The 13,184-nt window shown below is 74.6% G+C and carries 13 protein-coding genes; 4 read left to right on the forward strand and 9 right to left on the reverse strand.

Annotation, left to right across the window (positions count from 1 at the left end; genetic code table 11):
• Positions 1 to 17 precede the first annotated feature (17 nt).
• A complete protein-coding gene (locus ACF3NH_RS06395) occupies positions 18 to 1,382 on the forward strand; it encodes an aminotransferase-like domain-containing protein (RefSeq protein WP_422922271.1) in 1,365 nt (454 codons plus the stop codon).
• A gap of 42 nt (positions 1,383 to 1,424) precedes the next feature.
• On the opposite strand, the gene ACF3NH_RS06400 is transcribed toward ACF3NH_RS06395, so the two are convergent.
• From ACF3NH_RS06400 to ACF3NH_RS06435, 8 genes are all read right to left on the reverse strand, one after another.
• Positions 1,425 to 2,549: an aminotransferase class V-fold PLP-dependent enzyme gene (locus tag ACF3NH_RS06400; RefSeq protein WP_422922272.1), complete on the reverse strand. Its 1,125-nt coding sequence runs from the start codon at positions 2,547 to 2,549 to the stop codon at positions 1,425 to 1,427.
• A 123-nt stretch (positions 2,550 to 2,672) separates the two neighbouring features.
• A complete protein-coding gene (locus tag ACF3NH_RS06405; protein ID WP_422922273.1) occupies positions 2,673 to 3,698 on the reverse strand; it encodes an amino acid ABC transporter substrate-binding protein in 1,026 nt (341 codons plus the stop codon).
• A gap of 135 nt (positions 3,699 to 3,833) precedes the next feature.
• The gene (locus ACF3NH_RS06410; RefSeq protein WP_422922274.1) at positions 3,834 to 4,943 is read right to left on the reverse strand and encodes a glycosyltransferase family 4 protein; all 1,110 of its coding nucleotides are present in this window, start codon (positions 4,941 to 4,943) and stop codon (positions 3,834 to 3,836) included.
• A 10-nt stretch (positions 4,944 to 4,953) separates the two neighbouring features.
• A complete protein-coding gene (locus ACF3NH_RS06415; RefSeq protein ID WP_198367126.1) occupies positions 4,954 to 6,606 on the reverse strand; it encodes a heparinase II/III family protein in 1,653 nt (550 codons plus the stop codon).
• Positions 6,606 to 7,298, reverse strand: a complete 693-nt coding sequence (gene rpe, locus ACF3NH_RS06420; protein WP_422922275.1) for a ribulose-phosphate 3-epimerase — start codon at positions 7,296 to 7,298, stop codon at positions 6,606 to 6,608. Before rpe ends, ACF3NH_RS06415 begins: the two co-directional genes overlap by 1 nt.
• A 160-nt stretch (positions 7,299 to 7,458) precedes the next feature.
• Positions 7,459 to 8,739, reverse strand: a complete 1,281-nt coding sequence (locus ACF3NH_RS06425; RefSeq protein WP_198367124.1) for an RsmB/NOP family class I SAM-dependent RNA methyltransferase — start codon at positions 8,737 to 8,739, stop codon at positions 7,459 to 7,461.
• An 83-nt stretch (positions 8,740 to 8,822) separates the two neighbouring features.
• Positions 8,823 to 9,371 carry a chromate transporter gene (locus ACF3NH_RS06430; RefSeq protein ID WP_422922276.1) on the reverse strand — a complete coding sequence of 183 codons (549 nt, stop codon included), beginning with the start codon at positions 9,369 to 9,371 and terminating at the stop codon, positions 8,823 to 8,825.
• A 14-nt stretch (positions 9,372 to 9,385) separates the two neighbouring features.
• The gene (locus ACF3NH_RS06435; RefSeq protein WP_422922278.1) at positions 9,386 to 10,003 is read right to left on the reverse strand and encodes a chromate transporter; all 618 of its coding nucleotides are present in this window, start codon (positions 10,001 to 10,003) and stop codon (positions 9,386 to 9,388) included.
• Positions 10,004 to 10,074: 71 nt separating this feature from the next.
• Here ACF3NH_RS06435 and ACF3NH_RS06440 point away from each other — a divergent pair, with 71 nt between their 5' ends.
• Positions 10,075 to 11,787 carry an ArnT family glycosyltransferase gene (locus ACF3NH_RS06440; protein WP_422922279.1) on the forward strand — a complete coding sequence of 571 codons (1,713 nt, stop codon included), beginning with the start codon at positions 10,075 to 10,077 and terminating at the stop codon, positions 11,785 to 11,787.
• The gene (locus tag ACF3NH_RS06445; protein ID WP_198367120.1) at positions 11,784 to 12,389 is read left to right on the forward strand and encodes a DedA family protein; all 606 of its coding nucleotides are present in this window, start codon (positions 11,784 to 11,786) and stop codon (positions 12,387 to 12,389) included. The genes ACF3NH_RS06440 and ACF3NH_RS06445 overlap by 4 nt, the downstream gene beginning before the upstream one ends.
• Before the next feature lie 77 nt (positions 12,390 to 12,466).
• Here the strand turns inward: ACF3NH_RS06445 and ACF3NH_RS06450 are convergent, their stop codons facing one another.
• Positions 12,467 to 12,592: a hypothetical protein gene (locus ACF3NH_RS06450; protein ID WP_422922280.1), complete on the reverse strand. Its 126-nt coding sequence runs from the start codon at positions 12,590 to 12,592 to the stop codon at positions 12,467 to 12,469.
• A 241-nt stretch (positions 12,593 to 12,833) separates the two neighbouring features.
• Here ACF3NH_RS06450 and ACF3NH_RS06455 point away from each other — a divergent pair, with 241 nt between their 5' ends.
• Positions 12,834 to 13,184: a hypothetical protein gene (locus ACF3NH_RS06455; RefSeq protein ID WP_198367119.1), complete on the forward strand. Its 351-nt coding sequence runs from the start codon at positions 12,834 to 12,836 to the stop codon at positions 13,182 to 13,184.

The following is a 13,184-nucleotide window of genomic DNA, read 5'->3' on the forward strand; positions in this document are numbered from 1 at the left end:
CTCGGTACAATCGCCCGATGACCGACTTTCGCGCCATCGCCGACGCCCTGAGCCAGGAACTCGCCGCCGATCTCGCCGCCAGGCGCCGCCGGGCCGGCGACCGGCTGCCGACCAGCCGGGACTTCGCGCACCGGCGCGGCATCGCCGCCTCAACCGCCAGCCGTGTCTATGCCGAGCTGACCCGCCGGGGCGTGACGGTGGGCGAGGTCGGGCGCGGCACCTTCCTGCGCGCCGCCGGCACGCCACTGCCCAGGCCGCCCGCCCGCGAGGCGGGAGGGGCGGAGGTGACGGATCTCGAGGTGAATTTCTCGGTGCTGCCGGATCAGGCGGCGTTGCTGGCCCCCGGCCTTGTCGGCCTGACCGGGCCAGAGGCGCTGATGGATGCGCTCGGGCGCGGCGCGGTGCGTGGCACGGCCGAGGCCCGCGCCGCCACATCGGCGCTGATGGCCCGCGGCGGCTGGCGTCCGGATACCGAGGGGTTGCTCTTCGCCGGGCGCGGGCAGCAGGCGATCGCCGCGCTGTTCACGGCCCTGGTCGCGCCGGGCGAACGGATCGGCTTCGAGGCCATGACCTATCCCATGGCCAAGGGCATGGCCCTGCGCCTCGGCCTGCAGTCCGTGCCCCTGGCCATGGACGCCGAGGGGCTGCGGCCGGAGGCGGTGGCGGCCGCGCACCGTGCGCATCCGCTGCGGCTGATCTACCTCCAGCCGGATCTGCACAACCCGCTCGGCGTCACCATGCCGCCGGCGCGGCGGGCGGCGCTCGGCGCCCTGCTGCGCGAGCTGGGCATCCTGGCGGTGGAGGATGTCGTCTATGCCTTCCTCGCCGACGAGGCCGTCGCGCCGCTCGCCGCCCATGCGCCGGATCACGTCGTGGTGGTGGACAGCCTGTCGAAGCGGGTCGCGCCGGGGCTGACCCTGGGCATGATGGCGGCGCCCGCCGCGCTGCGTCACCGCCTGGCCGCCGCGCTGCGGCTGGGCGGCTGGTCCGCCCAGGGCTTCACCCTGGCCGCCGGCACCGCGTGGATGGAGGATGGCAGCGTGGCCACCCTGGTCCGACGCAAACGCGCCGATGCCCTGGCGCGCAACGCGCTGGCACGCGGGATCCTCGGCGACGCCGGGCTGCGGCTGCGCGGTGACCCGCGCGCCTATCACCTCTGGCTGGAACTGCCGGAGGGCTGGCGGGCCGAGACCTTCGTCGCGGCGGCGGCCCGGCGGCGCATCGCCGTCTCCCCCGCCGCCGAATTCGCCGTCGGCGCCGGGCATGCGCCGGACGCGGTACGGCTGGCCCTGGCCGCGCCGCCGGAGTCCAGCCTGCGGCCGGCCTTGGAAACCCTGCGCGACCTGGCCCTGGCCGGGCCGGACTCCGGCAGCGTGGGCTGAGGCCGAAGCCTCCGCCCGCCGCCGCGCTTCCCCGGAAAAGCCTCAGCCGGCGGCCGCGTGCCGGATCAGCGCCGCCGCCACGCGTTCCATCTCCGCCGCGCCGTTGTAGCCGTGGAAGCTGACGCGGATGCGGCCGCGCCCGTTCCAGGCATAGATCCCCTCGGCCTCCAGCCGCCGCACGATCGCGGCGGCGCGCGGCGTCTCGACGCAGACGCTGGCGCCGTGCCGCGCCGGATCCGCCGGCGTGGTGCTGGCGATCCCCGCCGCCGCCAGCCGGCCAAGCAAGGCCGTGGTCAGGCCCTGCACATGCGCCCGCACCGACGCGGTCCCGAAGCCGTCCAGGTAGTCGAGCGCCGATCCCAGGACATAGAGCGAGACGTAGGAGGGATTGCCGCGGCTGAAGCGCATGGCGTCCGGGCGCAGGGCCGGGCGGGCGCCATAGTCCGGGCGCGCCTGCGAGGCGAGCGAGTACCACCCCGCCGTGCGCGGCCGCCAACCCGGCTGGCGTTCGCGGTTCCAGTAGGCCACGGCCGTGCCGGTGGTGCCGAGCAGCCACTTGTAGCAGGCGCAGAAGGCGAAGTCGGCGGCGGCGGCATCGTCGAGCGGCAGGTATCCCGCCGCCTGGGTGTGGTCCACCACCAGCATCGCGCCCCGGCGGTCGGTCGCGGCGCGCAGGGCCGCGAGGTCGTGCCGCGCGCCGTTCAGGTAGGAGACATGGCTGACCGCGAGCAGCCGCGTCCGCGCATCCATCCGCGCCGCCACCGCCTCCGGGTCGCGCACCGGCACGGGGCGGATCTCCACCCCGTCCGGCAGGCCCAGCAGGGCGGGCGCGGCCAGGGAGGGATACTCGTCCGGATCGAGGCAGACATTGTCGCCGGGCTGCCAGTCGAGGCTTTCCACCAGCATCGACATCCCTTCGGCGACACTGGAGACGAAGCCGGTGGAATCGTGCGGGATGCCGAAGCGCCGTGCGACGAGGCCGCGCACCCGCTCCACCTCCGCCTCCTGCGCCTCGCGCCCGGCGGGCCCGTTGCTCTTGTTCACGGCGTAGCGGCGGAAGGCCTCGTCATGCCGCAGCAGGAAGGGCGGCTCGCCGCCGGCGCAGAGATGCGCGACGCCCTCGGGGATGCGGAAATCGGCGGGGTCGAAGAGCGGATCGCCGGACATGCGGACTTCCCTGGCGCCCGGTGCGGAGAGCCGCGGCCGCCCGGCGCGCGGCGGCCGCGGCCACTCTGGGGCAGCCTCCGGTCGAATGGAACCGCCCGCGGATTCCCCCGACCGGGCCCGTCTTCAGCGCATCGGCGGCGCGTACTGGATGCCGCCCTTGTTCCAGAGATTGTTGATGCCCCGGTCGACGCCGAGCGGGCCGATGTTGCGGTCCCACATCTCGCCGAAATTGCCGACCTGCCGGACGATCTGCACCGCCCAGTCCGGCTGCAGGCCGAGCATCTTGCCGAGATCGCCGGTCCGGCCCAGGAAGCGCTGCACCTCCGGGCTGTTGCTGTCGGCGAAGCTGTCGAGGTTCTTGCTGGTGATGCCCAGCTCCTCCGCCGTCAGCTGCGCGAAATGGGTCCAGCGCACCACGTCGAAGAACTTGAAGTCGCCCTTGCGGACGACGCTGCCGAGCGGCTCCTTCGAGATCACGCCGGGGATCAGGAAGTACTTGTCCGCGTTCGGACCCTGCGCGTAGCGGAAGGCGGCGAGCGAGGAGGCGTCGGTGGTGAAGGCATCGCAGCGGCCGTTGATGAAGGCGGCGCGCAGTTCCTCGAGATCGGCGATGACGAGCGGCGAGAAGCTCATGCCGTGGCTGCGGAAGTAGTCGGCCAGGTTCAGCTCGGTGGTCGAGCCCGGCTGCACGCAGACCGAGGCGCCGTTGAGCTGCCTCATCTCGCGCACGCCGCTCTCGGTCTTCACCATGAAGCCGGTGCCGTCGTAGAAGTTGACGGAGGCGAATTCGAGGCCGAGCGCCGCCTCGCGGCCCAGCGTCCAGGTGGTGTTGCGCACCAGCATGTCCACCTCGCCCGATTGCAGCGCGGTGAAGCGGTTCTGCGCCGTGGTCGGCACGAACCGGACCTTCTCGGCATCGCCGAGGACAGCGGCGGCGACGGCGCGGCAGCCATCGGCGTCGAGGCCGCGCATCACGCCCTGGCTGTCCGGCAGGCTGAAGCCCACCGTGCCGCCGGCGACGCCGCAGAGCAGATAGCCGCGGGCGCGGATGGCGCCGAGCATATCGGAGGCCGGCTGGGCCGAAGCCGCGCCGTACGACCCGAGCCAGGCGCAGGCGAGCATGGTGAGCGCACGCAGTGAGCGGAACATCGCGTTTCCTTCTCGACTTGCGTGACTGGCTTTCTCCCGACCGGCTTCTCTCGGCGGCGGCGCCGAGGCTAACAACCCGCGGGCGCGGCTGGCAATCGCCGTCTTGGCCCCGCGGGGCGGGCGGGGGCCGCGCCGTCAGAGCCCCATCAGGTCCAGCGTCCGGCCGATCACCTTGCCCTCGTCGAAGCGCTCCAGCGCGCGCGCCCGTCCCGCCGCGCCCAGCCGCGCGCGCAGGGCGGGATCGGCCGCCAGGCGCGCCAGCGCGGCGGCCAGCGGCGCGACCCGCATCGGCGGCACCAGCAGGCCGGTCCCGCCCTCCACCACCTGCTCGCGCGGGCCACGGATGTCGGTGGCGACGACCGGCAGGCCGGTCATCATCGCCTCGATCACCGACATCGGCAGGCCCTCGAAATGGCTCGGCAGGCAGAAGACATCCGCCGCCGCCAGGATCCGCGCAACATCCTCGCGGTAGCCGAGGCGCTTCAGGCGTGGCCCGAGCAGCCGCGCGGCGCGGGCGAAATCCTCCGTCATGTCGGGGCCGTGGTCGGTCGGCAGCCGCTCGCCCACCACCCAGAGCGTGGCCCGGGGCACGGATTCCATCGCCCGCAGCAGCTCGACATGCCCCTTGTGGCGCACCAGCCGGGAGACGATGACGATGACGCAGTCATCCTCCGCCGCGCCGAGTTCGGCGCGCAGCGCGGCGCGCGCCGCCGGGTCGGGGTGGAAGCGCGCCGGGTCGCGGCCGTTGCGGATGCCCACCGCCCGCCGCGCGATGCCGAGGCGGCGCGCATCGGCCGCCTCCTCCTCGCTCACCGTCATGAAGACGTCGGTCATCCGCCCGCCCAGCCATTCCAGGCCGAAGGAGAGGCCGCGCCGCCAGGGCGGCCCGGGCTGGTTGAACAGGAAGCCATGCCCGGTATAGGCGATGCGCGGCACCCCCGCCGCCCGGGCCGCCGCGCGCGCCAGCAGGCCCGAGATCGGCATGTGCGCGTGCACCAGATCGAAGCGTTCCGCGCGGAAGATCCGCAGCAGCGCGGCGAAGGCCCGCGCCTGGGCCAGCGGGTTCAGGCTGCGCGCCATCGGCACGGGCAGGATGCGGAAGCCCTCGGCACGCGGCTGGTCGAGCAGCGGCCCCTCGGCGCAGATCCCCACCACCTCGTGCCCGCGCGCGCGCGCGCCGCGCATCACCGGCAGCACGAAGTGCCGCAGCGAGAAATCGACGTTGCAGACCTCGGCGATCTTCAAGTGGGGGCCTCTACTCGCCCGGCGCCCGCCCCGCCTGACCGACGCGGCTCAGCGCCCACTGCACCGAGGGCGAGCCGGCCTCGGCCGTGAGCACCACCTGCGAGGTGCGGCGCGGCTCACCGGCCATGAAGACGCTTTCCTCGACGCCGAGGCGGGCGCGGCTGGCGCGCAGCCGCCAGCTGCCGCCGGAGGGCAGGCGCAGCAGCACCGCGTTCTCCTCCTCCTGCAGGCTGGCGACGACGCCCGGATGCAGGTGGAAGCGCACCACGCAGGCCGGCAGGTTCTCGCCCTCCAGCAGATCCTCGCCCCTGAGGTCGTCGCCATTCTCGGAGAGGTAGAGGCGGCGGCGATGGATGGCGCCATGGCCGCGGCGGTAGCCGTCATGGCTGGCATCGAGCCACTGCGCGCCATTCGCCTCCTGCCGCTCGGCCTCCACCGCCTCCGGCCGGCGGCCGAGGCCCTCCTCGCGCAACTCGCTACTGTTGGTGTCGGCGAGCACCAGGGTGGAATGGGCGGCGGTGGCGCGCAGTGCGTCGCGCCAGGGCCCCTCGGCGGCGATGGCGGAGCCGCAGTTGACGATCAGCCGGTCCCGCCCCACCGACATCTCGAAGGAGAGCGTGCCGGCATGGTGGAAGCGGTCCGGATGGCGCGGCAGGCCGGCGGGGCTGAGCGCGCCACGCCCTTCCGGCGGCGCGCCGCAATCGGCGATCACCAGGGTGCGCCCGGCCTGCAGCCGCTGGAAGCCGCCCTCGGTCAGGATCAGCGGCGCCCGGCCGCGCGCCTGGCCCTGGGTGAGAACCAGGTCGACCAGCGCCGCGCCCTCGTCGCGCGTGCCGTTGAACAGCGCCAGGCCGCCATCGCCATGGCGGAACAGGCGCAGCGCCGGGGCGGCGCGGTCCAGCGCCAGGGCCAGGTGCGGCGGCGCCTCCAGCCCGGCGCCATGCAGCAGGTTGCGGATCTCGATCAGGTCCTGCACCGCCAGCAGCAGCTGGCCCGGGCTCCGCTCGACATGCGCCCCGTCCTGCAGGATCTGCCGCTCGATCTCCTGCGGCAGCACGCGCAGGCAGCGCGCCACCCAGGCCTCCTCGTTCAGCGCCACCGAGGCGGCGAGGCCGCCCTTGAGCGCCACCAGCGCGCCGCGATGCCGCGCCTCGGCGGGCAGCGAGGCGACCAGCCCGCGCGCATCCTGCGCCAGCCGAACCATGAGCTGCCGCCGGAAGCCATCCTCGGCGGTGGCGGCCAGGAAGTCCCAGTGGCCGAGCCAGGCCGAGAGCCGGGCGCCGGCCACCTCGGGCACGGCGGCGATGGCCTCCACCCCGCCCCGGGCCAGCCAATCGGCCGTCAGGTCGCGGGCGCGCAGCCGGGCGGCGTCGGTGCCGAGCGCGCGCAGGTCGCGCAGCCAGGCGAAGCCGTGCACGGCGGCGCGCCAGATCGCCGAGCCGCCGCCTTCCTCCCACCCCAACGCCTGACCCTGGCCGACCTCGGTGGAGAGGGCGAGCGGGCGGATGGTGCCGGCGATCTCGCATTCGCCGCGCAGCAGCCGGTGGCCGCGCGCGGCATCGCCGGGCCAGAGGTCGCGGAAGGAGCGGGCCGGCGCGTCCGGCACCCGGACCGGCTTCAGCCCGGCCACCACCCGGCGGGCGCCGCGCAGCCAGTCCGACATCAGGCGCGCCCTCCGGCCAGGCCAGAGTCCCGCAGGCCGGGCCCCCGCAGGGCGGCGATCGCCGCGGCATAATCCGGGGCGCCGAAGACGGCGGTGCCGGCGACCAGCACATCCGCCCCGGCCTCGATGCAGGCCGGCGCCGTCTCCGCCGTCACGCCGCCATCCACCTCCAGCGCGATGTCGCGGCCGGTGGCATCGATCATGCGCCGCAGCTCGGCGATCTTCGGCAGCTGGCCGGGGATGAACTTCTGCCCGCCGAAGCCGGGATTGACCGTCATCACCAGGATCAGCTCCACCATGTCCAGCACCGGCGCCACGGCGGCGGCGGGCGTGGCGGGGTTCAGCACCACGCCCGGCGACTTGCCGAGCGCCCGGATGCTCTGCAGCGTGCGGTGCAGATGCGGCCCGGCCTCGGCATGGACGCTGATCCGGTCGGCCCCGGCGGCGGCGTAGTCGCCCAGGAAGGGATCGACGGGCGCGATCATCAGATGCGTGTCGAAGGGCAGGCGGGACTTCGCCCGCAGGGCCTTCAGGATGGCCGGGCCATAGCTGATGTTCGGGACGAAATGCCCGTCCATGATGTCGAGATGGAGCCAATCGGCGCCGGCGGCTTCGATGGCGGCGACTTCCTCGCCCAGCCGCGCGAAATCGGCGGCGAGCAGGGACGGGGCGATTTTGACCGGGCGTGACACGGGGAAAGTTATGCCTTCAGGCCTGGAGCGGGACAAGGCGGCCGGACCCGGCCGCACCAGGGAATCCAGGAGATTCGGCACGCCGGGCGGCTGACAAAGCCTGACGCTTCCATCCGCCGGGGGCGGAAAAGGCAAATGACGGCTCCGTGAGCCCCGCGCCTCATGCCGCCCGGAACCGCGCCACGAAGAAGCCATCCATGCCGCCCCGCTCCGACCAGAGATCCGGCCGGGTGCGCAGCCAGCCCTCGGGCGAGAGCGCCGCCTCGAGCCCGGGCACCTCGTCCGGCCGGATCGGGTCGGGCGCCAGGCCGGGGGCGCCCTGGCGGGCCTGGACCTCTCCCTCCTCCGGCTGCAGCGAGCAGGTGGCGTAGACCAGTCGCCCCCCGGGGGCGAGCAGCCGCGCCGCCGCCTCCAGCAGCTGCCGCTGCAGCCCGGCCAGGGTGGCGATGTCACCCGGTCGCTTCAGGTGCGGCACGTCGGGGTGGCGGCGGATGGTGCCGGTGGCGCTGCAGGGCGCATCGAGCAGGACGGCGTCGAACCTCGCCGCCGGCGCCCAGGCGGCGGCGTCGGCCTGCACCACCTCCGCCTCCAGCCCGAGCCGCGACAGGTTCTCGCGCAGGCGCAGGATGCGGGTCGCGTCCCGCTCCACCGCCGTGACCCGGGCGCCGGCGGCGGCGAGCTGCGCCGTCTTGCCGCCGGGCGCGGCGCAGAGATCGGCCACCGCCATGCCCGGCCGGACGTCGAGCAGCCGCGCGGGCAGGGCGGCGGCGGCGTCCTGCGCCCAGGCCGCGCCCTCGGCGAAGGCGGGCAGCTCGGTGATGCGGGTGCCGGCGGGGAAGCGCGCCGTGCCGGTGGGCAGGGCCTCCGCGCCGTCCGGCATCGGCGTGCCGGGCTTCAGCGAGAGGTCGAGCGGCGCCGGCAGCCGGTGCGCCCGGGCGATGGCGCGGACCGCCGGGCCATAGGCCTTGTGCCACGCGGTCCAGAGCCAGCCCGGCGTGTCCAGCCGCTCGCCGTCCAGCTCGGCCACGGCGCCCGGCCCGGCCTCCGCCACGCGGCGCAGCACGGCGTTCACCAGCCCGGCGAAGGGGCGCGGCACCAGGTCGACGCAGCTCGCCACCGCGGCATGCGGCGGCGTCTCCAGCAGCAGCAGCTCGGCGGCGCCGATGCGCAGCGCGTTGCGCACCTCGGGCGGCGGCTCGCGGCGCAGCAGCGGCTCCAGCACCGCGTCCAGGCTGCCCATGCGGCGCAGCACGGCGGCGGCGATGCGGTGGGCGGCGGCGCGGTCCCGCGCATCGGAGGGCGGCAGGGCGTCCAGCGCCTCCTCCAGCCCGCGATGCCGTTCCAGCACCGCCGTCAGCAGGGCCAGGGCGGCGCTGCGGGTCGGATTGCGCGGCTTGGCCGCGAGGCGGGTTCGCGGGCGGGGGCGGGCGGGCGGCTTCATCGCGCCGTGCTAGCGCGCGCGGGCGGACGGCGGAAGCACCGGAAGCGCGAATCGCCGCCGCGAGGCCCGCGACCGCCCCCCCATCAGGCGAAGACCATCCAGAACAGCAGGCCCGCCGCCGGCAGCAGCAGGAAGGGGCTGATCCGGGTGGTCATCAGCAGCAGGGTGGACAGTCCCGCCACCGCCCAGGCCAGCGGCCCGCCCTCGGCGGCGCGCAGCAGGGTGGCGCCGGCGGCCAGGATCATGCCGGCGGCGACCGGCGCCAGCCCCTGCTCGACCACCCGCGTCCAGGCCGCGCCCCGGCTGCGCCGCCACAGCCCGGCCAGGGCATAGACCAGCAGGGAGGAGGGCAGGAAGAGCGCGACCGTCGCGACCAGCGCGCCGGCCATGCCGGCGGCCTGCCAGGCGACCATGGGCGAGAGCAGCGCGCCGGGGCCGGGCAGCAGGCGGGACAGCGCGAAGAGCTCCAGGAAGCGGGCGTCGCCCATCCAGCCCTGCACCTCGACCGCCTGGCGGTGCACATCGGCCACGATGCTCTGCCCGCCGCCCACCGTCAGGAAGGAGAGCGGCAGAAAGACCAGCAGGATGCGCCAGAGGGGATGTTCCAGGGGATGTTCCAGGGGATGCTCCATGGGGGCCGGCCGCTTCAGCCCGGCCGGGCCGGCCGGAGCGCCCAGGCCGCCTGGGCGATGCCGAGGGGCGCCATGGCCAGCACCACCCAGAGCAGGGGCAGGCGGAGCCAGAAGATCGCCAGGAAGGTGGCCGCCAGGATCGCCGCCGGCGCCACGCCCCGCGCCACCACCCGCCGCGCCGCGCGCAGCCCCATCTGCAGCGACAGGCCCAGCGCCGCCGCGGCGACGCCGGCCATCGCCCAGTGCACCCCCTGGCGCGCCAGCAACGGCCCGGCCAGCGCCGTGGTGGCGAGGGCCAGCACCAGCGCCGGCAGGATCATCCCCAGCGCCCCGGCCAGGGCGCCCGGCCCGCCGCGCAGCCGGTAGCCGATCCAGAGCGAGAGGTTGACCACGTTCACGCCGGGCAGGGCCTGGCAGAGCGAGAGCCCGTCGAGGAACTCGCCCTCGCCCAGCCAGTGGCGGCGCTGCACGAATTCCCGCATCATCCAGCCGGAGAGGCCGCCGCCGAAGCTGGTCAGCCCGACCTTGCCGAAGGCCAGGAAGATCTCGCCGCAGCCCGGCGGCGGGACGGCCGCCGCCCCGGGGTCCGTCCCGGGGCCTGTTCCGGGCGTCCCGGACCCCACTGCCGACATCCCCGCCTCCCCTCACCCGTTTCGTTTGATGCTATACACCGCGCGCCGAAACGCTCTACAGCCCCGGCATCATGCTTCCTGCCCTGCGCGACCTTCTCGACCGGCTGCCCGAGACGCGGCGGCCGCGCCTCTGGCTCAGCCTGCTCTGCCTGGCGCTGTGGCTGCCCGGCCTCGCCGCCCTGCCGCCCGGCGACCGCGACGAAAGCCGCTTCGCCCAGGCCAGCCGGCAGATGGTGGACAGCGGCGACTATGTCCGCATCCGCTTCGGCGAGGAGGAGCGCAACAAGAAGCCGGTCGGCATCCACTGGGCCCAGGCCGCCTCGGTGCATGCCGCCGAGGCGCTGGGCCTGGGCCATCGCGGCGAGATCTGGCCCTACCGGATTCCCTCCCTGCTCGGCGCCTGGGTGGCGGTGCTGGCGACCTTCCACTGGGGCCGGGCGCTGGTCGGGCGGCGTGCCGCCTTCCTCGGCGCCGCCATGCTGGCCGCCAGCATGGTCCTGGTGGTGGAGACGCATATCGCCAAGACCGACGCCGCCCTGCTCGGCGCGGTGACGGTGGCGATGGGCCTGCTCGGCCGCGCCTACCTGGCGCCGGAGGTCTTCTCCGCGCGGCAGGCCGCGGGCCTCTGGGCGGCCCTCGGCATCGCCATCCTGCTCAAGGGACCGATCGGGCCGCTCATCGCCCTGCTCGCCATCCTCACCCTGGCCGTCGCCGACCGCGCCGGAGGCTGGCTGCGGGTGCTGCGGCCGCTCTGGGGCATCCCGCTGATGCTGGCCCTGGCGGCGCCCTGGATGATCGCCATCGGCATCGCCACCGAGGGCCGGTTCTTCACCGAGGCGCTGGGCGGCGACATGCTCTCCAAGGTCTCCTCCGGCGAGGAGGCGCATGGCGGGCCGCCGGGCTACTATCTGCTGACCTTCGCGCTGACCGGCTTCCCCGCCGCCTTCCTGGTGCTGCGCGCCCTGCCGGCGGCCTGGCGGGACCGCATGAACCCGGCGACGCGCTTCCTGCTGGCCTGGATCGCGCCTTCCTGGCTGATGTTCGAGGCAGTGGCGACCAAGCTGCCGCACTATACCCTGCCGGTCTTCCCGGCGCTGATGCTGCTGGGCGCCGCCTGGGCGATGGACCCGCTGCGGCGCCCGGCGCCGCGCTGGCTCTCCTGGCTCGGCGCCGCCCTGCTCGCCCTGGTGGCACTGGCCCTGGGCATCGCCGCCGGGCTGCTGCCCTGGCTGGCCGACCGGCGCGTCGATCCGGTGGCGCTGCTGGTCCTGCCCTTCGCCCTGCTCCTGCTCGGGGTGGCGCGCCGGGAATGGCGGGCGGGCTCGCCGGCCCGCGCCATGCTGGCCGCGGTGATGCTTTCGGTGCCGCTCTACGCCGCCATCCTCGGCGGGGTGCTGCCGCGGTTGCAGGCGCCCTGGATCGGGCCGCGCATCGCCGCGGCGCTGGCGGCGGCGGCGCCCTCGGGCGAGGTGCAGGGGGAGTTCGGCATCGTCGGATACCATGAGCCCTCCCTGGTCTTCGCCACAGGCACCGACACCGCCCTGCTGCGCGACGGCGAGGCGGCGGCGGCCTTCCTGGCGGCGGGCGACGGGCGCAGCGTCGCGGTGGGGGACCGCGACCTCGGCGCCTTCCGCGCCGCCGTGGCGGCGCGGGACCTCCCGCTGCGCGAGGCCGCCATCGTGGAGGGCTACAACTATACCCGCGGGCGGCGGCTGCGGCTGCATCTCTTCCAGCGGGTCTCGACCGCCTCCCTTCCGACGCCCGCCTCCGGAGCCACGCCATGATCGAGTGGATCACCCAGACCGTCGGCGAGGCCGGGCCGGTGGGCGTCTTCCTGCTGATGTTCCTGGAGAACCTGTTCCCGCCCATCCCCTCGGAATTCATCATGCCCCTGGCAGGGTTCGCCGCCGCCGAGGGGCAGATGTCGATCGTCACCGCCATCCTGGCCGGCACGCTGGGCTCGCTCGTCGGTAACGGCCTCTGGTACGAGATCGCCCATGCGATCGGCAGCCGGCGCATCCGGCCGCTGGTGGCGCGCCATGGCCGGTGGTTCGGCGTCTCGGCGGAGGACATGGACAAGGCGGAGGCCACGCTGCGGCGCCACGGCCCGGTGGCGCTCTTCTTCGGCCGCATGCTGCCGGCCATCCGCACCCTGATCTCGATCCCGGCTGGCCTCGCCCATATCCGGCGGCCGGTCTTCTATCTCTGGACGCTGGTGGGAAGCCTGATCTGGGTCAGCCTGCTCGCCGGGGCCGGGTATCTGCTGCGCGAGCAGTACAAGCGGGTCGAGACGGCGATCGAGCCGCTCAGCTATGTCGTGCTGGCCGGCGTCATCGGGGCCTATCTCTGGCACCTCTGGCGAAGCCGCCGCGCCGCGCGGCGCTAGCGCCCGGACGGCTGCGAGGGAGGGTCAGCCCGACCGATGCCGCCGGCACCGATCGGGGGACTGGGCTCGTGCGCGGCCTAGAGCACGCCAAAGATCCAGAGGAGGATGATGATCGGGATCGGGATCCCCAGGAACCACAGCAGAATCGACTTCATCCATGCTCTCCTTGCCGCGGCGGCCCCAGGCGCGCCGGCTTTGGTCATTAGGCCAGCCCGCCTTGAAGGCCGGCACAGGGCGGCGACCCTCCGGCCCGCCCACGAAACGCCAACGTCGCCACTGGGCCGGCGGTTGCCGCAACACTCCAGGTTGTCGATCCGGGCTCACCTTCCCCCGGGAGTCTTCCTCCGGCTCGCGTGAAATTCCCGTGGAACCGGAGGCGCCCGTTCGCGTTGCACCGGCGGACCGGCCAAGCGGCCCGGATCCCGAGAAGAGGAGTTGAGGACGATGCGCCACCGCGAGATTCTGTCTGCCGTCGTGGTTTCCGCCGCCCTGCTGGGTCTGGCGGCCTGCGATTCCACCAACAACCAGGCGACCCGGGCCATCGACCGCAACGTCGGGACCAACACCTCGGGCGCCTATCCGAGCCAGTCCGACGGCACCCGCGCCAATCCCTCCGGCACCGAGGCCACCCGCGCGCTCGACCGCGCCGCCGGCACCAACACCTCCGGTGCCTATCCGACCCAGTCCGACGGCATGCCGGGCAACCCGCCGGGCACGGCAGCGACCCGCACCTATGACCGCGCGACGCAGTCGAACACCTCGGGCGCCTATCCGACGAACGAGTTGCGCCGCTGA

This window comes from Pseudoroseomonas sp. WGS1072 (genome assembly GCF_049340465.1).
Taxonomy (GTDB): domain Bacteria; phylum Pseudomonadota; class Alphaproteobacteria; order Acetobacterales; family Acetobacteraceae; genus Pseudoroseomonas.